General features: G+C 66.9%; 16 protein-coding genes and 1 pseudogene. 4 read left to right on the top strand and 13 right to left on the bottom strand.

The window, feature by feature from the left end; translation table 11 throughout:
* Positions 1 to 10: 10 nt before the first annotated feature.
* Both AKJ09_RS32100 and AKJ09_RS32095 read right to left on the bottom strand, forming a co-directional pair.
* The gene (locus tag AKJ09_RS32100) at positions 11 to 646 is read right to left on the bottom strand and encodes a hypothetical protein (RefSeq protein ID WP_146651674.1); all 636 of its coding nucleotides are present in this window, start codon (positions 644 to 646) and stop codon (positions 11 to 13) included.
* Positions 643 to 2271, bottom strand: coding sequence for a B12-binding domain-containing radical SAM protein (locus tag AKJ09_RS32095; RefSeq protein WP_146651673.1), 1629 nt, complete (start codon positions 2269 to 2271; stop codon positions 643 to 645). Before AKJ09_RS32095 ends, AKJ09_RS32100 begins: the two co-directional genes overlap by 4 nt.
* Positions 2272 to 2431: 160 nt before the next feature.
* Here AKJ09_RS32095 and AKJ09_RS32090 point away from each other — a divergent pair, with 160 nt between their 5' ends.
* Complete coding sequence (locus AKJ09_RS32090; protein WP_146651672.1) at positions 2432 to 5326, top strand: AAA domain-containing protein; 2895 nt, start codon at positions 2432 to 2434, stop codon at positions 5324 to 5326.
* 63 nt (positions 5327 to 5389) lie between these two features.
* Here AKJ09_RS32090 and AKJ09_RS32085 read toward each other — a convergent pair whose 3' ends face one another.
* The 3 genes from AKJ09_RS32085 to AKJ09_RS32075 are packed head-to-tail and all read right to left on the bottom strand — an operon-like array spanning position 5390 to position 7793.
* Entirely contained in the window at positions 5390 to 5947 is a 558-nt protein-coding gene (locus tag AKJ09_RS32085) for an isochorismatase family protein (RefSeq protein WP_146651671.1), read from the bottom strand.
* Positions 5948 to 5955: 8 nt separating this feature from the next.
* Entirely contained in the window at positions 5956 to 7356 is a 1401-nt protein-coding gene (locus AKJ09_RS32080) for an MFS transporter (RefSeq protein WP_146651670.1), read from the bottom strand.
* Positions 7353 to 7793: a MarR family winged helix-turn-helix transcriptional regulator gene (locus tag AKJ09_RS32075; RefSeq protein ID WP_146651669.1), complete on the bottom strand. Its 441-nt coding sequence runs from the start codon at positions 7791 to 7793 to the stop codon at positions 7353 to 7355. Before AKJ09_RS32075 ends, AKJ09_RS32080 begins: the two co-directional genes overlap by 4 nt.
* 156 nt (positions 7794 to 7949) lie before the next feature.
* On the opposite strand from AKJ09_RS32075, the gene AKJ09_RS32070 reads away from it, so the two are divergent.
* Positions 7950 to 8978 (top strand): hypothetical protein, encoded by a 1029-nt coding sequence (locus AKJ09_RS32070; RefSeq protein WP_146651668.1) that lies wholly within the window; start codon positions 7950 to 7952, stop codon positions 8976 to 8978.
* A gap of 104 nt (positions 8979 to 9082) precedes the next feature.
* Positions 9083 to 10450: a hypothetical protein gene (locus AKJ09_RS32065; RefSeq protein WP_146651667.1), complete on the top strand. Its 1368-nt coding sequence runs from the start codon at positions 9083 to 9085 to the stop codon at positions 10448 to 10450.
* A 33-nt stretch (positions 10451 to 10483) separates the two neighbouring features.
* Here the strand turns inward: AKJ09_RS32065 and AKJ09_RS32060 are convergent, their stop codons facing one another.
* The 7 genes from AKJ09_RS32060 to AKJ09_RS32030 form a co-directional block, all read right to left on the bottom strand.
* Entirely contained in the window at positions 10484 to 10915 is a 432-nt protein-coding gene (locus AKJ09_RS32060) for an acetyltransferase (RefSeq protein ID WP_146651666.1), read from the bottom strand.
* Positions 10916 to 10936: 21 nt separating this feature from the next.
* Positions 10937 to 11749 carry a LytR/AlgR family response regulator transcription factor gene (locus AKJ09_RS32055; RefSeq protein ID WP_146651665.1) on the bottom strand — a complete coding sequence of 271 codons (813 nt, stop codon included), beginning with the start codon at positions 11747 to 11749 and terminating at the stop codon, positions 10937 to 10939.
* Positions 11742 to 12794 (bottom strand): sensor histidine kinase, encoded by a 1053-nt coding sequence (locus AKJ09_RS32050; RefSeq protein WP_146651664.1) that lies wholly within the window; start codon positions 12792 to 12794, stop codon positions 11742 to 11744. Before AKJ09_RS32050 ends, AKJ09_RS32055 begins: the two co-directional genes overlap by 8 nt.
* Positions 12791 to 15937 (bottom strand): efflux RND transporter permease subunit, encoded by a 3147-nt coding sequence (locus AKJ09_RS32045; RefSeq protein WP_146651663.1) that lies wholly within the window; start codon positions 15935 to 15937, stop codon positions 12791 to 12793. Before AKJ09_RS32045 ends, AKJ09_RS32050 begins: the two co-directional genes overlap by 4 nt.
* Positions 15934 to 17298: a TolC family protein gene (locus tag AKJ09_RS32040; RefSeq protein WP_146651662.1), complete on the bottom strand. Its 1365-nt coding sequence runs from the start codon at positions 17296 to 17298 to the stop codon at positions 15934 to 15936. Before AKJ09_RS32040 ends, AKJ09_RS32045 begins: the two co-directional genes overlap by 4 nt.
* The gene (locus tag AKJ09_RS32035) at positions 17295 to 18452 is read right to left on the bottom strand and encodes an efflux RND transporter periplasmic adaptor subunit (RefSeq protein WP_146651661.1); all 1158 of its coding nucleotides are present in this window, start codon (positions 18450 to 18452) and stop codon (positions 17295 to 17297) included. Before AKJ09_RS32035 ends, AKJ09_RS32040 begins: the two co-directional genes overlap by 4 nt.
* Before the next feature lie 166 nt (positions 18453 to 18618).
* Positions 18619 to 19440 (bottom strand): AraC family transcriptional regulator, encoded by an 822-nt coding sequence (locus tag AKJ09_RS32030; protein ID WP_146651660.1) that lies wholly within the window; start codon positions 19438 to 19440, stop codon positions 18619 to 18621.
* A 99-nt stretch (positions 19441 to 19539) separates the two neighbouring features.
* On the opposite strand from AKJ09_RS32030, the pseudogene AKJ09_RS56370 reads away from it, so the two are divergent.
* A pseudogene (locus AKJ09_RS56370) lies at positions 19540 to 20462 on the top strand (DMT family transporter).
* 9 nt (positions 20463 to 20471) lie between these two features.
* Here AKJ09_RS56370 and AKJ09_RS32020 read toward each other — a convergent pair.
* Entirely contained in the window at positions 20472 to 20846 is a 375-nt protein-coding gene (locus AKJ09_RS32020; protein ID WP_146651659.1) for a VOC family protein, read from the bottom strand.
* Positions 20847 to 20883 lie beyond the last annotated feature (37 nt).

The raw sequence follows: 20883 nt of genomic DNA, 5'->3' as shown, positions 1-20883 counted from the left end.
TGCTCGTTCGTCAGTGATTCGGCTCCGTCACCGTGACCTGGACGTCGCTGTCGGAGAGCGTCAACGCGATGCTGACCCCGGACGGCCCCCTATAGCAGGAGAGCGAAAGGAAGGTGCTCACTTGCGGCGGGCCGCCCGGAGGCGGAACCGACACCACCAGTGTCGCTCCCGTCGCGGATGACGAGGCTTCGAGAAGTTCGATGCCGTAGGACGAATAGGGTTCTCCGAGGACGACGCCGCTCTGGTTCCAAACCACCTCGACGACGACGATACGGCGCGCTCCTGCGTCCCATGCTCCGGCATCGAACGCACCAGCGTCACTGGGGTCCAGATAGTGCGCGGTCGCTTCGAGTTGAGCGCTGGGAAAGCACGCCGGCTCAGGCAGTGGGTCGACGACACCGTAGGCGTCGGGTCCGTTGTCTCCACCATCGTTGGGCAGCCCGCCATCGACACCACCGCTACCTCCGCCTGAGCCGGTGCCCTCCGATTTGCCTCCGCACGCAGCAGCGACGCCGACGGCGCTGAGTGCAGCGAGAACCTTGAGGCGCGCCATCGCACGGTTTCGCACCGAGCTGCTGACGGTCGTGACCTTCTGCGGCGCGGGAAGGACTTCAGGCAACAGAGCGAGGCGCTTCTTCGTATTCATGCGACCTCCCGAGCCTTCTGCAACGGCGTCGCGACCCGGTCGCCGATCCATGTCAAAGGTTTCCCCCGCTTGACCGTCGCGAGGAGCGTGCGCGCGAGGTCGCGCGCGTTTCCGCGTACGGCATCCTCGGCTGCGCGGAGCTTCGTCGTCTCCTCGGCAACGAGCGCTTCCTCCGCGGACGCGGAACCGCCGTCCTTCACGAAGCGAACGATGCGCTCCAGCGAATCCGCCCCCGAGAGCGTCATCGCGCGCGAGAGCGCCTTGCCCTCTTCGGCCCATTCCTGACGAAAAAGGTCAGGATGGAAGTGCCGAAATACTTCGATATCGAAGCGCGTTCCCATGATGCGATTCGCGAGGGCATCGACACCGAAGTTCCGCTCGTCGAAACATCGCATCGACAACTGGAAGACGCGCTCGGCGCGCGCGTCACCGAGCGTGTAGTCCCAGCTCAGGTAGTCGCCACGACAACGTCCCTCGGCGGCCATGCGGGCGAGAAGCGGAGTTCCCGCGTACAGCTCCACACGACCGAAGTTCGAAGGAAACTCCGGAGCGAAACGCATGAACGCAAGGTTCGTTTCGATGCTCTCGACCGTCGTGTCCGGGTCGAAGAGCAGCATGTTGAAGCAGGCATAGAGATCGAGGGAGCGGGCAACCTCGATCGCCCGATGATTCTGCTTCGATTGGGCCCAGCGCTGGAGCGTCGAGAGCCCCTGGTCCGCGTCCGTCTCGATACCGATGTAACAGCGAATCGCACGCAGGCGCTTCTTGAGGACTTCGAAGACGGCCGGGGTCACGTCGGTCGGGCGTGCCTTCACGACCGTCGCGAAGTCACCGATCCCGCGGCGCTCGAGTGCATCGGCCAAGGCATTGAAACGATCGATGTTCTTGCGATGTCCAGGGACGAAGAAGTTGTCGTCGTGGAAGACGAAGATGTCGATCCCTCGGGTGCGCTGCATCTCGACCATCTCGGCCGCAACGTCGTCGACGTCGCGCAGTCGATAGCGCTTCCCGGGCAGGCTCTGCTCGTGCCACGCGGCGATGCAGCAGAACGAGCACTTCGCATAGCAGCCTCGGCTCGACACCAGCGGCGCGATGCCATGACCGAAGCACGCCGCCGGCTCGCCTCGTCGATCGGGCCAAGGCAGCGTGGCCAGGTCGGGCAGCGCAGGATGGCCGGTCGAATACGCCGTGCCTCCGGCGTCGCGAAGCCAGAGCCCGGCGATGCCTTCGAGGGCGCGACCGGTGCCCACGTGATCGGTCAACGTGGCGAAGGTTTCTTCGGCCTCCTGGACGCAGATCGAATCGAACTCGGGAAAGTCGGTGAGAATCTCGCGCGCGGCGAAGGTGCCGAAGTGCCCCCCTGCCGTGACGTGACCGCGAAAACCCGCTTCGCGTAGCGCGACGGCGAACGCGAAGAAGTCCGATGCGCGCCACTGGAAGGCGAGCGAAATGCCGACCACCGCCGGATTCGTCTCCATGATCCGAGCGATGGCAGGGCCGAAGTCGGTCGGTCCGTTGAACGCGACGATGTCGCTGGTGTGTCCACGAGCCGCCAGTGACGATGCTATGTAGCGGAGACTGAGGTTCTCCTCGATCTCGGGCCCGACGAGCGCAACGTGGGTCATGGCCGAGCTCTAGCAATCTCGGCGCCAACGAATGGCGCTGCGAAATTCCGGGCGCTTTCGCACGCGAACGAGTGGGCCATGCTGTGCCAATCGGAGTGAAACCTCCACCGAGGATCACGGCATCGAGGCGTGCACGCAACCGTGGTAGGGCGTGTGCCCGATGCGTCCGACGCTCGACCCGCTGCGCTATGGAATCCGTGCCCTCGACGAGATGGCGCGTGAGCAGGCGAGTGTCACGCCACCGCCGCCGTCGCGCGCCGAAGAATTCTCCCCTCACCCGGTCTTGCGACCTGCAGCCCGCGACGGAGCTGCGCTGTCGCTCCGTCTCTTCACCGACGCGGATGACGATGCCACGGCGCTCGTGCTCGGCGACGAGACCTCCCGACGCTTCGCGCCCATCCCGCCACGGGCAGCCTCTCTCTTCGAAGCGCACGCCGCGGTGATGGCGTCGGGCGGCGAGGAATCGCTCACGGTCGGCTTTCCACTCGTCACGTTCGTCCAGCAGGGCAGCGCACGTGCAGCTCCGCTCTTTTCGCGTGGCGGCGGCCGCGCGCGATGGATGACCGGTGAGGCAACGTGGAAGCTTCCGGCGAACGCCCGCGAGGGAGTGACCTTTCCCCTCCCCGATGCGCTCGTCCTCGAGCTAGGCGACGGCGAGCCGTACACGCTTCACGCCGGCGTATGGCATTTCCTCTTCGGGCTCGACGGGGCGGCACTCGCGGCCATCGCAGCGGCGGGCCGCACGAGTACGTCGGCGTTGGTCCGCGCCGCAACGCGCGTGCTCGAATCCGGAGGCGAAGATACCGAGATCGAGACGCCGTCGACCGACGACCTAACACGTGAAGATCTCGCGGCGCTGGCCGAGGCCGCGGCGCGCCGTGCTTCACCTTCGCGCGCCTTGCGTTGTCATCCGCACGGGCTCGCCATGCTGCCGCCGCGTGGCGATCCGACGAGCGGGCTCCGCACGGACCTGCACGACGTGATGGACGAGCCACTGCCTCCGCGTGGCCCGCTTGCGGTGTATCTCGGAGCGTCGCCGGGGCCGATCCGCAAGGAGCCCATCTTCACCTCGGGCAAGATGCCGCCGACTCCCTCTCAGCTCGAGGCCGCGCGCGCCTTCGAGGGGTCGGAGGACATCGTCGCCGTGTGCGGACCGCCCGGTTGCGGAAAGACCGCGCTCCTTCACCACGTGACGGCGCAGACGGTCGTCGCGTGCGCGCTCGGAACGCTCTGGTCGAACGTGCCCTCGCGCGCTGCGGCCTGGCCACTGGTCGTCACGAGCACCAACAATGGCGCCGTCGATCACGCGCTGGCGCCGTTCCTTTCGGGCCCCGGCCTGCCGGTCGGCATCCGCCTCGGCAATCGACGAACGCTTGCCGAAACCACATCGGCCTCGCTCGCCGCGATGATCGAAGCGCTCGAGAAGCCCGGCGAGCTCTCGCTCCCTGACGCTCGCGCCGCGTTCGAAGCTCTGGCTGCGCCGGCGCGCGCGTTTCTCCGCGACCGAGCGGACGCTCGCAAGGCGCGGGCCACGGAGTCCGAGCGGCGCCAGTCACTCGAGAAGCACGCCGTCGTTCTTCGCGACGAGCTCGCGCGCGTGTCCGGCGGTCCGCCGCCGGCCGTGGAGCTCGTCGACCTCGAGGCCACCGACCGCGCACTCCGCGAGCATGCCGAGGCCGCCGCGCGTGTGGCGCCACTACACTTGGAAGGCGCCAAGGCCTCGGTAGCTCGCGCGTGTGAGAAGTGGGCGCGCGCCAACGAGCTGCGCAAACCGCGTATCGAGCCCATGCTCGCCGTGCTCGGCCTGGCGATGCCGTTCGGCGATCTCGATTCGTCGAACGCGCGCGACGACATCGACCGTCAGCTCGCGGCGATCGAAGCGACGCTCGGATCCATCGCGGCGGTGCGGTCGGCTCTGCTGGCCCCCGCCTTGCGCGAAGAGCTCGCGGCCATCCAGAAGGAGCTCGGCGTCGTGGCCGGCGAAGCTGGCGAGCCCCCGCTCGATCCGGCACTCTACGACGCAGCACTCGCAGTCCGTGATGCATGGGCACGCGCCCATCGGACAGCGCTCCTTCCTCGGCTCGCCGCCGCGCGTGACGCCGCACGCGGTGACACGTCGGGCGCACGAGGTCGGCCACTGCCTCTGGCGCTCCGAGAGATTGCCCCCCTGTTCCCGGTCGCGGGCTGCACGCTGCTGTCGATGCGTGCGAGCTTCCCGCTCGATCGTGACGTCATCGATCGGCTGGTGATCGACGAAGCCGCGCAGTGTGCGCCGATCTACGCGGTGCCGGCGCTTGCCCGCGCACGACGCGCCATGCTCACGGGAGACGTGGCGCAGCTCCCGCCGGTCTACACGCTCGACCCGCGCGTCGACGAACGCCTGGCCCGCGGTCTCGACGAGAAGGGCGTTGCCCCGTTCCGCATGAGCGCCGAGGCCACGACCTCCGCGCAGGCCGTCGCAGAGCCGCGCGCGAGAACGCGCCTGACGCTGACCGAGCACTTTCGCTCGCAGCACGAGATCGTGACCCTCGCCTCGCGCTGGAGCGGCTATCGGCTCGACGTCCGTACGCCATCTCGCTCGCTCGGCGACGTATCGCGACGACTCGATGCGCCGGTGCTCGCGCTCCCCGTCCCCGGCGTCGGCGCGCGCGCCCCCGAAGGCGTCGTGAACGAGACGGAGGCCGCACGCGCCATCGAGCTTGTCTTCGAGCTCATCGCGGACGGCGTCGCGCCCTCCGATATCGCGGTGCTGACACCCTTCGTCGGCCAGTGCGTCCGCATCGAGCGAGAGCTGGTCGCGCGTGGCCTCCACGTACGCGACGGAGTCCTGGTCAGCACCGTCCACCGCCTGCAGGGCGGCGAACGCCGCGTCGTCGTCTTCTCCGTGACCGCCACCGAGCGCCGTCACCTCAAGTGGCTCGGCGAACGTCCCCATCTCTTGCACGTCGCAACGAGCCGCGCGCAGGATCACCTCGTCATTCTCGTCGATCCCTCCGCGGCCGCACGCGAGCCTGCCCTCGCACCGCTCCGCGAATTGCTCGGCACATCGTGCTGACTCGCTTTGCGGCCCCGTCGTGATGGTCACGGCGGGGCCGCTGCCATTTCGGGCTCGAAGGGGTCAGCTCTTCTCGAGCAGAGCGAGGAGCGCGTCCGTGGTGCCCGTCTCCCCGAGGCGCGGGAAGATGCGCGTCACGCTGTTGTCGTGGGCCTCGGCGCTGATGTCCGTCATGGCATCGACGGCGAGCGACACGTTGTAGCCGAGCTCGTAAGCGCTACGTGCCGTGGTCTCGACGCCGATGCTCGTGGAGATGCCACAGAGCACGATTTGCGTGATGCTGCGGCGACGGAGCTCCAGATCGAGTGCGGTGCCGTAGAACGCTCCCCACACCACCTTCGTCACGCGGATGTCCGACGGCTGGGCGTCGAGCTCGGGCACGAGCTCCGTCCAATCCGGAGGAAGTGCGAAGTTCATCGGTCCGGTGTCGGTACGGCCCGGTGCAGCACCGGCCACGTTGACGAGCACCACGGGCCACTGCTTCTTGCGAAACGCAGCTGCAAGGCGGCCTGCCTTCTCGAGGACGGGGCCGGAGGGATGCGCCGAGGGGAAAGCAAGAACGGCTTTCTGGAGGTCGATGACGACAAGCGCGGTCTTTTCGTCGAGTTTCGTGAAGGGCATGATGATTCTCAGTTCGAGGGTTTCGATTTCTTCGCGGTTGCGAGTGCCGGATCGAGGAGCGTGCCCGCGCAGAGCAGAGCGCTGAGCACCACCATCGTGACGGCGAGTGCGTGGAGGCCGGCGCTCGTCGCGCGCGCCCCATAGAAGAATCCGAGCAGGCTCGAAGCGCCGACCGCGCCCAGATAGCCGGCCGTACGCTGGAGTCCCGAGGCCGTGCCGATCTGAGCGGCGGGCGCTTGTTCGTAAACGGCCGCTTGATTGGCAACCGCGCTCGCTCCCTGCGCGACGCCGAAGACGATCCCGACGGCACCGAGCGCCCAGCGTGACGAGTGATCGCCGAGCACGAGAAGACCACCGCATCCGACGAGCAAGCCGAAGGCCGAGAACGCGAGCGGCGCACGAATCGACGTGGTGCGAGCGCCAAGCAGCGACGCCACCGCGGCCGAAATCGAAAGCGGGAGGGTCGCGATGCCTGCCTCCGTGGCCGAGTATCCGAGCGCATCCTGCATCCACTGCGCAAAGCCGTAGAAGACGACGTACGTGAGCAGGCACGTCACGGCGAAGCGCAGATACGTGGCGCTCAGCGCCTTGTTCGCTGCGAGCGACCTGAGGTCGAGGAACGGCTCGGTCAGCCCGGGGCGCCGGGAGTGCAGGACGAGCGCGACGATGAGCAAGAGTGCGATCGGGACCAGCCAGAAGCGAGGCGACGTCTTCACGCTCATCGCGAAGACCATGGCGGCAACGATGGCGCCTGTGAACAAGAGGAGGCCGAGCCAATCGATGGCCGCGCCGTCTCTCGCAGGTGCGCGCTTCTCGTCCGCTTCGACGAAGAGAAGACAGAGCACGATCCCCGCGATCGCGAGGGGCACGTTGACGAAGAAGATCGACCGCCAACCGGCGACGCCGGTGAGAAAGCCGCCGAGCGTAGGCCCGACGGCAGCGCTGGAGAGGGCCGCCAGTGAAAGGACGCCGAGCACCGGCCGCGGCGTCTCACGACCAAGGCGCTGCGCGTGGGTACGAAGAACGCGCATCGCGGACGGATACGCCGCCGACGTTCCGATACCGAGGAGAATGCGGACGCTGATGAGCACTGCGAGCGAAGACGCGAGGGCGCCGACGATTCCGCCGAGCAGAACGAACGCCAGGCCGAGGAGAAAGACGCGACGCGCCCCCCAACGATCGGCGAGCTTGCCCATCGTCGGCTGGGCAACGGCACTCGTCACGTAGAGCGAGGCGACGAGCCACACGGTCTCCGACACGCCCACGTGGAACGCGCGGCCAATCGGCGCGAGCGCCGTCGCGATCATGCTCGAGTTGATTGGATTGAGCAGAGAGCCGAGGACGAGCGGCGCGACGAGCGTGACGCCGAAGCCCTCGTTACGGACGTGGCTCGTCGATGGAGTCGTCACGGCTCGACCACCTTGCGCAAGACGGCGAGCGCCGTCGCGAGCTGGCGTTGTTCTTCGTCGTCGAGACGCGCCTCGATGGCGCTGCTCAACCAGGCTTGTCGCGCTGCGCGGCCCGCGAGGAACGTGCGCTTGCCCGAATCCGTCAACGACGCGTTCCAGCGCCGCGCGTCGTCGGGGTCGGCCGTGCGCAGGACGAACCCGAGCTCTTCGAGGCTGGCCACCGTGGCTCCCATCGACTGGGGCTTCACGTGCTCCGCTCTCGCCAGCTCGGCCACCGTGGCGGGCCCGAACTTGAGCAGGCGCACCATCACCGCGGACTGCGACAGCGACAAGGACGCATCGGCGGATTCGGCTCGCAGTCGCCGCACGAGGTTGCTCGCGACCTCACGCAGATCATTCGCCAGAACCTCGCTGCGCTTCCTGCGCTCGGTGCTCATACCTCGGACGTTAACGATAGGAAGGTTATCTTGCAAGTTAACCTTGGAAGCCTGGCTTCTATTTAATCTGTCGAACAATCTCGACCGTAGTGAAGTTCAGGCCACGCGCGGCTCCTCGATGCATCGGTGCAGTCACCGCGGTAGCATCGCGTGCGAATGACCAACCTCTGCGCTGCGCTCTGGGCTCTCGTTGGCAAGCGTTCTGACGACCCGGCGGTCCTCGGGTTCCACGAGTCGCATCGAATGCCGCCACCGCCGCCGGTGATGACCACGAAAATCGCCTACGACGTGAAGGTGCCCGACGGTCAGGCGAGCATTCACTACGGCGCCGAGCTTCGCCGTTTGGACACGTGGCCACCGCATCGCATCCGTGGTCGCTTCATCGGCTACGTCACCTCGGTGCAGCTCCGCGCCGATTTCGCCGGCCCGCTGCTCGACGCTCTGTCGACGAAGATGACGATGAAAGAGGCCGAGACGCGCGCCATCCAGACGGACAGCACGCCCATCTATCGGATCTTCACGCTGTTCCAGGAAGACGGTCGAAAGCTGCAGTTCGTCTACGACAGCGACGAAGGCACGTTGGACGAGATCCGGCTCGTGCCCGAGGAGCTCGACGAAGACGACGCACGTCTCGCCGCGCGCGAAGCCGAGGTGCGCGCGAGTGAGCCAGCCAGAGTTCGCACGATTCCGAAGCGCGTACGTGCCCCCTTCCCGGCTCCGCTCGCGAAGCTCGGCGAGATTGGATCCGAGGAAGGCTTCGGTGACGTCGACCTCGAGATCCACGACGACTGGGAGCTCGGCGGGCCCAAGGCGTGGACCGGCTCTGCGGCCGCGGAGGAGGAATTCGCGGTTTTCGGGCAAGACGGCTCGGGCGGGATGGTCGCCTTCTGGCTCGTGAACGACGCCCCAATCACCGAGCAACCCATCGTGCTCCTCGGCTCCGAGGGCGAGGTCGGCGCGGTCGCCAAAGACCTTGCCGACTTCCTGTATCTCCTTGGCAGTGGCGTTGGTCCCTACGAGGCCGTCGAATACGGCAGCACGAAGGGCGAACACGACCTCCCCTCCGTTCTGAAGCTCGCCGCCGAAGTCGCGCCGCGCGTCGGCCGTACCCCCGAAGAAGTGCTGGCGACGGCCATCGACACCTACGGTGACGTCGAAGAGCGCGTTCGCTCGCTGGTCGGCTAGAACCGACAGGCGCATCGACAGGTGCCGGGCGCGCGGCTCTGCATGAGCTCGCGGCGATGTCACTCGCGGGAAGGTCGGGTGGAAAGTCGTCGTAGACTAGGGCGATGTACTCGACGTCGGGCGGTCGCGTCGTACTGAGTTGGGCGGCGCTCGGTCTCCCAACCGAAGCGCAACCGCCGCGACGATTCGTGGTTTGCCTCGCAGGCACCGCAGACATCGCCCACGTGACGGGCGGCATGGTGTTCGAGAGCCAGTCGTTCGTCTGGGACGAGGTCGACGGTGAGCAGCAGCCGCCGCGCGATGCGGAGGACGGCGGGCTCTTCGACGAGCGCGTCTTCGGTGCGCTTCCTCGCACGGCCGAGGGGCACCTCGCATTGGACGCCTCCTTCGATCGACACCCGTGCGATCGGCCTCAGGGCCGGCTCTTCGGCACGCTCATGCTCCCGCTGCCCGTGGCCTCACCGTGGAGCGCGGCAGCACCGGAGCTGGGCGCGCTTCCCGTCTTGCCGCCGGCGTTCCGTTCGAGCGTCGCGACGGACGGTGCCGTCCGTGGCAACGAGCTCACGAAGCTCTACGAGGGCCTGCTCGTGTGCTGCGGGCGAATCCAGCGCCTCCTCGAGCTCGGGAGCCCCGACGACGTCCTCGACGGCGAACAGGAACGGCTCGCGCTCGCCGTGAGAGACCTCCTCGAGTCTCTGCGCCATCATCTCGTCTCCGACATCGGCCAGAAGCTGCGCTGGCTCGACACCACGCTCGGCGACGAGCCCGACTTGCTGTCGCTCGAACGATGGCCGGAGCCGATGCACACGTTCCGCGCGATGCTGACGGCGGCCTGCCTCGAGATCGTGCCACTGGGTGAAGACGGCCACCTCGACCTCGAACGTCTTCGCGACGCACGTGACGCCGCGTTCTTCCACGCGACGACCGAAGTGCATGGTTGGGTCTTCGACGAACCGCGCGCCATCTGGCATCCGACGGAGCGCGAGGAAGGCGTTCCGCACGTCGCCGTCCACGCCTACGCGACCAACGATGGCGTGGTGCTCCTCACCTCCGGAACGAGCCGGCAGCCCATCCAGTCCGATGAGGAAGATGAGTTGCCCTTCATCGAGCTCGCCTGCTTGCTGCCGGGCGACGCTCCCGATGCGACGCTCGAAGGCATGAGCCGCGCGCTGTGGTCTGCGTCCGTCACGGTTCTGCGCCACGGTCTGCGGCTCTCCGAGCCCACGGTCCTCTCGTTCGAAGAGCCAGTCGTACCGAACAGCGCGCTCTCGGGGTTCGTCGTCGTCCCGTCGGATATCGTGAATTGGGCTGATTGGGCAGACACCTTCGAAACCGCACTTCCGATGCGCCCCAAGGTTCTCGTCGCCATCGGTCTCACGAGCGAGCAGCTCGCGTGCATCGACGGCAACGAAGAAGACCTCGAAGACATCCTCGCACTCGTTCTGGCCAGGGACGGCCTGACGCGGCCATGACATACTGGCCGCCCAATTCATGGCCAAACGCTCTCAAAGGCTCATGTGAAGCAGCGGAAACGGACGTCCTTGCGAATCGGTGGGTGAGCGGCCCGTTTGGTGGAATCCGTAGTGTCGATAGAAGCCGACGGCCTGCGGATTCTGCTCGTTGACGTCGACGGTCAACGCCCCACGCAGTGTGCGCACGTGATCGAGGAGCTGCGTTCCGATGCCCTGGCCCCGGCGCTCGGGATCGATGAAGAGCATCTCCACGTGCGAGTCGTTCAGGCCGATGAATCCCGCCGGTCGATCGCTGTCGTCCACACTGACCCAAACTTCCACGGCCGGCAGATAAGCATCGCGAACCTGGGGATACAGGTCTTCGATATCGCCCTCGGCGAGGAAATCGTGGGTAGCGCGAACGGAGCGTACCCAGATATCGAGCAATTGGGGATTGTCGAGAGTGACGCGCGGTCGAATATGCATGAGGTTCAGTTTGGTGAAGGTTCAGTCGTCACGGCCATCGCGACCGTCACGTCGGAGACCGACGGCGCTGGCGAGGAGGCGTTCGCGGACGGCGGCGGCGCGGTCGCGCGCGAGGTAGATCTTGAGGGGCGGATCGGTGGGGCCGACGAGGAGCACCGAGTCACCGCCGTCGCGATCCATCGAGCGAACGTGCTCGAGCGACACGAGCCAGTTGCGGTGAACGCGGATGTACGTGGGGCCGAGGACGGCCTCGAGGGACTTGAGCGAGAGGTCCACGTCCAGGCGGCCGCGGGCCGTGTGCACGAAGCTGAGGCGACCTTCGGCTTCGAAGGCAAAGGCCTCTTGGCGCTTCAAAAACACGATGGCTCGATTCTGCCTGGCCGCGATGCGAACGTCGTCGTCGAAGACGGGCGCCTCGGGGTTATGCCCCATGGCCACGAGCCGCTCGAGCGCCTGGAGTACGCGGCGCTCGGTGAAGGGCTTGAGCAGGTAATCGACCACGCCGAGCTCGAACGCGCGCATCGCGTGATCGCTCGACGCGGTGGTGAGCACGATACGCGGCGCGCGAGGAGCATCGCTTCGCGCACCGGCTTCGACCACGCTCTCGATCCACGAGAGTCCGGCGCGATCCGGTTGGCGCTCGCTTGCCAGGTGAATGTCCACGAAGGCGACGTCGATCGGCGTGGGTGACGACTCGAGCGCCTCGGTCGCGAGCGCAATCGTCGGAACCGCCGCCACCATGTGCGCAAGGCCCGTCCGCTCGATGAGCTGGACGAGGTAGTTTCGCGCCGGCCATTCGTCTTCGAGAACGAGCACGCGCAGAGGCTCACGCATGGATGGCTCCCTTCCGCGCGGGGAGGCGCACGCGAGCGATGGTGCGGTCCCCTTCGCGGCCAAGATAGAAGGCGTCGGATTTCAGGCTCTCGAGCTCGAGCCGACGTCGAATGATCGCGAGGCCGCGACCACCGTCGCGTGGAGCCCCCAGCTCGGGGCCGTCGTCTTCGACAACGAGTGTCAACGTCTCGCCTGCCACGTGCGCGCGTACGACAAGGTGACCGCCGCCACGAAGCGCGCCGTGTTTGACCGCGTTCTCCACGAGCGGCTGGAGAATGAGCGCGGGGCACGACATCTCCTCGCTCTCGGGGCTCACGTCCCACGAGGCTCGGAGAATGTCGGGGTGGCGCAGCTCGTGGATCATCACGTAGCGCTTGAGCCACTCGATCTCGTCACCCACACGGTGCACGGTGTGGAAGGCCGAAGCCTCGCGAAACAGGTCTCCCAGAGCCGCGAGGAGCTCACGGGCCTGAACGGGATCCTCTTCCACCAAACCGGCAACCGCATTGAGCGAGTTGAGGACGAAGTGCGGCTCGAGGTGCGCGCGGAAACGAAGCAGCTCCGCCTCGCGCGACACGAGCGCCAGCTGACTGCCTCGTTCCTCGTGCGCCCGCGCGAACATCGGAAGGAACACGATCGCCCCTTGGAACGCGCAAATCGTGAAGGAGTCGGCGAAGGCCGATGCCAGCGTGTACGCGACCGTGGGCTTCTCCGGCAAGGCCTGACGAACCAGCGTTGGGTCCCACTGCGTCATCGCGAAGTCCGCAAGATACGAGATCGCAATGGCCGGGACCGTCGCCGCGAGCGAAATGATGCTCGCGGCGAGGAGCGACAGACCGCGAGCGCGAGCCGTCCGGAAGACCGTGGCAATGACCCCCAGCGTGAGGGCATGAAGTGCCAGGAGGGTCACGGCTGCGTAACCGAACATCCTCGCTGTGAGCCCGCCCCAGAGCCAGTGCACCACGCAGGGGACGAACCAGACGACGTAGCCGATGAGGAAGGCTTGCGTGAGCTTGAGCTCGCTCGGCTTCGTCTCCGGGATCATGCGCTCATCCTCTCCGGGCTCGCGACGTCGCTCGGCGCGGCCACGGAGGTCGCCGACGAGCGTGAACGGAACACCCTCCGCCACCAGGCTTCGATGTCGTCGAACCACACGTAGACGACGGGCGTAGCGAGAAGCGTGAGGAGGAGCGAGAGCGTCTGTCCGCCCATGACGCCGACGGCGATCGCCCGGTTCGTGGCGGCGCCGGGCCCCGAAGACACGACGAGAGGCAGCATGCCTGCGACGAAGGCGAGCGTGGTCATGAGGATGGGACGCAGTCGATCCTGACACGCCTTGATGACGGCCTCGTGGCGAGCCACTCCCGCGGCACGAAGCTGGATCATGCGGTCGACCTGCAGAATCGAGTTCTTCTTCACGACGCCGAAGAGCACCAGGAAGCCGAGCGCCGAGAAGAGATTCAGCGACTGGCCGCCGAGGAGCAGCGAGAGCAGGCCGAACGGGATCGTGAGCGGGAGCGACATCAGGATGGTGACCGGGTGAACCCAGCTTTCGTACTGCGCAGCCAGGATCATGTACATGAAGGCGAACGACAGGGCGATCGCGACCATGAAGGCGGCGAATGCCTTTTCCATCTCCTTGGCGTTGCCAAGTACCTCACCTGTGTAGCGGCCGCTGGGATCGATCTCCTTGAGCTTGACCTGGAGCGCAGCGACGACCACGGAATCCGAGGCGCCGGGGAGCGTATTCATGAACACGGTGATCTGTCGCTGGCGCCCGACGCGACGTACGGCGCCCGGCCCCTCACGGCGCTCGATCTGGGCGATCTCGGACAGGGGCAAGAGCGAGCCGCGCGTGTTGCGCACGGTAAGCGACCGAACGAGGTCGTCGTTCGACTGCGACTCGGACTGAACGCGCAGACGAACCTTCATCGAGGATTCGCTTCGGCTTCGCGGATCACGCACGCTGCCGAGCTCCAAGCCTTTGCGGTCGACCAACGCGAGTGCACTGCCGATCTCCGCTTGCGAGACACCGAGCTGGCTCGCATGCGTGCGATCGACCTTGACCGAGAGCTCCGGCATGCCGCCCGCGCTGGTGACGCCGTGGTCGACGGTGCCGGGGATCTTCTTGGCCTCTTCGAGGAGGCGTGACGTGATGGTTTGGAGCTCGGTCAGATCGGCCCCTCGCACGACGAACTGGATGGCTGCTCCGTCGGGGCCTGGTGCAGCCATGTCGTCGGTCGCGCCAATCATGAGGAGCCAAGGCTCCTGCGCGTGACGCTTCATCAGGTCTTCGCGAACGCGTTGAATCATGGTGGCCTGCACGCCACGCCTCCCGAGATATCCGATGATGCTCGCTTCCCGCGCGCTCGTGGTGGTGACCACGGCGTCCGTCACGTCGGGGTACGCGCGAAGCTCGGCGGAGAGCTCTTCGGCGACCTCCGCGGTACGATCGAGTGACGTCCCCTCCGGCAGGCGGACGTAGACGCTAAGACGTGCCGAGTCCTCGATCGGTACGAAGGTAGTCGGCACCGCTCCCGCGATCGGCACGACCGAGCCGATCACGAGGACGAGGACGAGGAGCGTCGACTTGCGCCAGCGAAGAACCACGCCGAGGGCGCGCGCATAGAGGCGCTCGAGTGGACCATCCGCCGAGCCGTGCGGATCTTCGCCGTGCTCGCCGGCCTTCGATTCCGCCGGCGCCGGTTTCAGCCAGCGACTGCAGAGCATGGGCGTCAGCGTGAAGGCCACGGCCATCGAAAGGAGAATCGAGGCGGCCATGGTGAGCCCGAACGGCGCCAGGTACCGGCCGACGATGCCCTCCATGGTGGCGACGGGGAGGAAGACGGCGACGAGCGACAGCGTGGTGGCCAGCACGGCGAGGCCGATCTCCTGCGTCGCGAAGACCGCCGCCTCGCGCGGCTGAAGCTTCTTCGTGTGGATGACACGAACGATGTTCTCGAGCACGACGATGGCGTCGTCGATGACGATGCCGACGGCGAGGGTCAGGCCGAGGAGCGACAGCATGTTGAGCGTCATGCCCATCGCCTGCGCCACGGCGAACGTACCGAGGATCGACGAGGGAATCGCCAAACCTGCAATCAACGTCGCGCGCCAGCTGCGAAGGAAGAGCAGCACGACGACCGCCGCGAGCACGGCGCCGAGCACGAGATGCTCGGTCACGGCGTGAACCGAGGCGCGAACGTCTTCGCTATTGTCCTGCAGAACGCGAACGCTCACGCCGTCGGGCAAGAATCGTCGTGCGGTCGAGAGGCGTTCCTTGACGTCGTCGGCGACGCCCACGGTATTTGCTCCCGGCTGCTTCGTGATCGCCAGGACGACGGTGGGCTCTCCGGAGAGGCTCGCGCGCGACTCGGGAACGCCCGAGCCGTCTTCGACGCGACCGACGTCGGCGACGCGAACCGCGAAACTACCGCGCTGCGCCACGACGACCTCTTCGAGCTCCGAAGCCGTTCGCGCCTTCGCGGAGAGGCGAACGCCGAGAGACGTCGCGCCGTCCGCCAGCGTTCCGCCCGGTGCTTCGAGGTTCTCGCGACCGAGCGCCTGCTGCACCTCTTGCGCGGTGAGGTTGGCGGATTGGAGCCGCATCGGATCGAGAATGACGGACAGCGTCCGCACTTCGCCGCCCACCAGGCGAACTTCGCCGACGCCACGAATGCTCTGCAGCTCTTGGCGAATTCGGGTATCGGCGAGCTCGGTGAGCTCGATGGGCGTTCGAGCTGCGCCCCGACTCGTCACGGCGATCATCATGATCGGCGACGCGTTCGAGTTGAAGGTCTCGATACGCGCCGGCCTCGCGACCGCCGGCATTTCGTCGGACAAGCGCGAGACGCGATCACGTACGTCGTTCGCCGCCACGGTCGAATCGCGGTCGAGCGAGAACTGCGCCCAGACGAGCGCCGCCCCCTCCGAAGAAGTCGAGTCGAGGCGCTCGAGGCCAGCCACGGTTCCGAGTGCGTTTTCGATGCGCGTCGAGATTTCGCTTTCGACCTGCTCGGCCGACATTCCGGGCGCCGCGACGCTGACGGAGACGAACGCGAAGTCCACGTTCGGGAAGCGCTCGATGGGCATCTTGCGGAGGCCCGCAAAGCCGAGCACGACACACGCGAGGACGAGAACCCAGGTAAAAACCGGACGACGAATGCAGAGCGCAGCAAGGGCTCTCACAGCGAACCTCCGCTCGGACGGACGCGGCCGTCGATGAAGTCGAGTCTGGCAAGGGCAATGGCCCTGGCCACGTAGGCATCGGCATGTTCGTTCTTCGCGCGCGCGAGATCGGTCTCGGCCAGGACGACGTCCAGCGACAAGGCCGTCCCCGCTTCGAGCTCACCACGGCGAGCTTTGGCGAGTGCGAGAGCATGGTCGACACGATCGTGCGCACGACGAAGGCGCGCATCGGCGGTCGAGAGAAGGCCCTTGGCCCCTTCCCGTTCACCGTCGAGCCGCCTTCGCGCATCGGCCAGCTTGGCCTCGAGCGCGGCATGTTCGTGACGGGCCTTGGCGGCGGTTGCACTCCCTTCGGTCAACTGCGACAGCGACCATTCGAGCTGCAGGCCAGCTTCCCACGTCGGCACGGCGACGAGACTCGACATGACGAACACGCGAGGAGTCGGAGCCGTCAGCTCGCCGCCGACGTAGGCGCTGAGCCTCGGAAGGCGCGACACGGAAGCTCCGTCCGCGCGGGCCTCGGCGGCGCGCACTTGCGCGTCGAGACTCGCAATACGCGGAGGGAGCTCGGGCTTGGGAGGAACGGAGGGAGGCGCCTGGTCGGCGCGTTCGAACGGAAGATCCGGGACCTCGATCGCTCGACCGTTCAGCTGTGGCACGAGCGTCCGGAGCTGGGCTTCGGCGACGGCGAGCTCTCCCCGCGTCGTCTCGAGCGTCATCGCCGCCTGGTCGACGGCGGTCTCGAAGGGCAAGAGCTCGTTCCGAGCGACGCTCCCCGCGGCGACACGCGCGCGTTGGTCCTTGGCATTGATTTCGGCCGAGTTCAGAAGCTCGGCAGCATTCATGAATGCAATCTTACGATTCCAATATTCAAAGAACGCGAGTCGTGCGTCGTAAGCCACTTGCGAGCGCACGGTCACGACTTCGATCGACGCCGCCTCGGCTTCGCGCCCCGCCGCACGTGCCGCAGCCGCGAGCCCGAGGAACGCGTCCGTCAGGGGCAAGACCACCTGCGCGCGTCCCCCCACGCTGTCGAGCAGCTGAGGAAACACGGTTTCTCCGAATGAGCGATATCTGGCCGGAATACTGCTGAAGCGCGTGTAATGCGCCGTGATCTTGAGGTCCGGGAGGCGCGCGAGCTGCGCGCCGGTGGCCCCGGCCTTCGCGGCATCCCGCGTGGCCTCCGCCGCACGGATGTCGGGATGCGCGCGCAAGGCGAGGTCGATGGCCTGGGCCTCGTCGAGCCTCACCCCCGCCGCGTGTGACTCCTCTTCGCGTGAGGCTCCTTCGGCGCGAGCCTCGAACGGCACGAGCCCAACCCCGAGGGCAATTGCAAGACCGAGAACGCGATACCGAATCACGGCACCACCTCTTCGCCGATACGGAAGTCGGGCTGAGGCATCTTCACGAGGCGCTCGCCGCCCTTGAGGCCGCTTCGTACCAGCACGCGTGCCCCGTCGTAGCGGGCAATCGTGAGCAGCCGTTCGGTGAGGTGATTTCCGTCGACGATCCACGCTCGCGTCAAACCGGCGGTCTGCGTGGTGGCCGAAACGGGAACGTCCACCACCTCTTCGTCGTCTCCCGTCTCGAGGAGTGCTTGCACGCGCGCGCCGGGCAGAAGAGCTGCGTCCGCCTCGGCGAGCGTCGCTTCGACGAGACGCGTATTGGCATCTCCGCCGAGGCCCGGCGTCGAGCGCACGACTTGCGCACGCCGCGCGACACCGCCGGCGATGACGTTCACGCCCCGCCCGAGCACCACTTTGTCGGCATCGAACTGCGGCACCTCGAAGCGCACGCGGAGCTGCGATGGATCGACGAGGCGAAGCAGAGCAGCGTTGGGCGCGGCTGTCTGGCCGATCTCGATGAACCGCTCCTGGACGATTCCCGCGAACGGCGCTCGGACCACCTTCTCGGTGAGGGCGGCCTGCGCCTGGCCGGCGACGGCGCGCAGCTCCTGGACGCGACCGAGCTCGGCACGCGCATCGTTGAGCGCCGCGTCGTACTGGGCCTTGACCGAGGCTTCGTTCGTCTTGATGCGAAGGAGCTCCTGCTCGCTCATCGAGCCTTGCGCGTGGAGTCGTTCGGCACGCCTCGCGGCGTCGGAGGCAACGTCGAGTGCTGCCTTCGCGGCGATCGCCGAAGGAAGGTTGGCCGCGTCTTTGATGCCGGCCGTCCGTTCGGCGGCCTGTGTCGCGCTGTACGCCGCGGCCTGCGAAGCGTACGAGAGCTCGCTCGCGCCGAGCTTGACCAGCACGTCGCCGGCCTGCACGGGTTTGCCGATCTCGACGTTGTACGTCTCGACCTGTCCACCCCGCGCCGACGAGAGGGTCACATCACGAAGGGCGGCGATCGTCCCCGAGTAGGAGAGCGTCTTGGGAATGCGATGGGCCTCGAGCGCAATCGTCTCGGGAGCCTTTCGCTTGGCGGCGGGCGCCTGCTCCTTCGAAGCGGTCCCCGAGCATCCCGCGCCACCGGCGAGTAGTCCAAAAAAGCAAACGACCACAATGCGTCGCATGGCGCCGGAACTTGGCAGCGCCCCCTCAACGGCGAAGACCGGGGCGGACAAACCCGGTTTTGGCGACGACGAACCGGAAGGCCATCGGGACTAGGCGGAGCCGCGAAAAAGCCCAACCACAGCCGCCACCGCGGTTTTATGGCTGACCTCGATCGAGCGCGAGACGCTAGGAGCCCGAGTCGTTCGTCTGTGCGATGAACCGTCGCGGGCTCGTTCCCGTCAGGCGACGAAACATCGCGATGAACGCCGACGACGTCGTGTAACCGAGATCGAGCGCGATGGATTCGACGCTCCGGCCCGCTCGGAGCAGCGGTAAGGCCGTGACGAGCCGCAGTCGCTGCCGCCATTCGGTCAGCGACATGCCGAGCTCCTGTTCGCAGCGTCGTATCAGCGTGCGCTCGCTCATGTGGAAGGCCTTGGCCAGTTCGGCCAGCGAGCGCTGATCGGCAGGATTGGCCTTGAGGACGGAGAGCACCGCGTCGAGCTCCGTGTCCACGGTGTGCGGCACGTAGCTTCCGGTCGTTGCGCACGTCGAGAGCTGATCGACGAGCACACGCAGCAGCCTCGCGCGCGCGGCGGGCTCATCGTCGTCGGGCGAGCGGTCACGCAGCTGCTCGAGAATCGCACGCACGAGGGGCGTCACGATGACCGCGCACAGGTGCTTCGGCATCCGCGTACAGAAGCGGCGAGTGACGTAAACGGAGCAATGCACCGCCTCTTCCTCGTTGAAGCCGACATGCTCGATGCCCTCCGGGATCCACAGGCCGAGCTGGGGCGGCGCGATGAAGTGCTGCTCGCCGGCCGTGACTTCGGTGATGCCGCTGAAGGAGTAAACGAACTCCCCCCAGCGATGCAGCATCGTCGGGTACGTCGCGCGCGACGGCATGTGTTCGGTCCGAAAGAACACCGGCTCCGGGAGCGTGTCGGTGAACGGTGGGAGGCGAAGGTGACGGGGACGAGGACGTGACGAGGAGCGTGCGCGCTTCATGACGTGGCGGTCCGTAGCTATCGAATGGCAGTTTCGAACTATATGCTCGGATTCGGCCGAGACCATACTCCCGCTCATGCTGCGAGCCGGAGCGATGCCGTGAGGAGGCCGGTCGATACCTTCGCCACGAGCGTCATGGTCGCGCTGTGTCTCGTCTGGGGCCTCCAACAGGTCGCCATCAAGGTCGCGGCCCCCGACGTGAGCACGATCCTGCAAGCGGCGCTTCGTTCGGGCGTGGCGGCCACCTTGGTCTGGCTTTTCAGCCACTTCGTGGCGCGCGACCGATGGCTGCGAGGCGTTGCCGCGGGCCCCGGTGCGCTCGTCGGGTTCCTCTTCGCGGCTGAGTTTCTCTTCGTCGCCGAGGGTCTGCGATGGACCACGGCTTCGCACATGGCGGTGTTCCTCTACACGGCCCCCATCTTCGCGGCCGTAGGCCTGCACCTGACGAGGCCCGACGAGCGCCTCACCGCCCCTCAGTGGGCGGGCATCGGCCTCGCCTTCGTGGGCATCGTCGTCATGTTCCTCGCCCCGACGGGGCATCCGGCTCGGCGTCGCCCAAGCAACTCTTCGGTGACGTGCTCGGCGTGTGCGCCGGCGCTGCCTGGGGGCTCACGACGGTCGCCATCCGCGTGAGCCGGCTCGGCGACGCGCCGGCCGCGCAGACGCTGTTCTACCAACTCGCAGGGGCCTTCGTGATTCTGCTGCCGCTCGCCGCGTGCACGGGGCGGCTCCAGTTTCACGGCACCGCACTGGCCTGGGCGAGCCTCGGCTTCCAGACGTTCATCGTGTCGTTCGTCAGCTACCTCGCGTGGTTCTGGCTCCTCCGACGTTACCTCGCGGCGCGACTCGGCGTGCTTTCGTTCCTGAGCCCGCTCTTCGGCGTCACGATGGGAGCGCTGTTGCTCCACGAGCGCCTCGCCCCTTCGTTCATCACGGGGGCCGCGCTCGTTCTCGTCGGCCTGCTCGTCGTCAACGGCAAGGACTTGCTGGCGCGCCCCCGTACCCGAGCGCGCAGCACCTGAGGTCTTGATTCAGCGCGGCTTCGCGGCGAGCACGAATGGTCGCAATCGATGACCATCGGCGTCTTGCACGACGAACGTGAAGCCGAACGGCATGTCCTTCGGCTCCTGCAAAACCTCGAGTCCGAGTGCCTTCCACTCCTCGTAGGTCCGTAGCACGGCCTCTCGGCTCGGTTCGCTGAACGCGATCTCGACGCCGCCGGGCGCGGCAGGCTTCGGTTCGACGTCACTCGCCAGCCAAAGACCGATCTTGAGCCCCGAGGGCAGCACGAAGAGGGCGAACGTCTCGGAGTTTTCGACGGGCTCGCACCCGAGGAGCTGCTTGTAGAGCTTAACGCTCTCGCGAGGATTGCGTACCGCGAGCAGAATGTAGTTGAGAATTCGCATTCGGTCTCCTTCCCGTGAATGGCCGTGGATGGAGACG

The organism is Labilithrix luteola (genome assembly GCF_001263205.1).
Lineage (GTDB): Bacteria > Myxococcota_A > Polyangia > Polyangiales > Polyangiaceae > Labilithrix > Labilithrix luteola.
The sequence above is the reverse complement of the archived record's forward strand: the minus strand, read 5'-3'. Positions and strand labels throughout refer to the sequence as shown.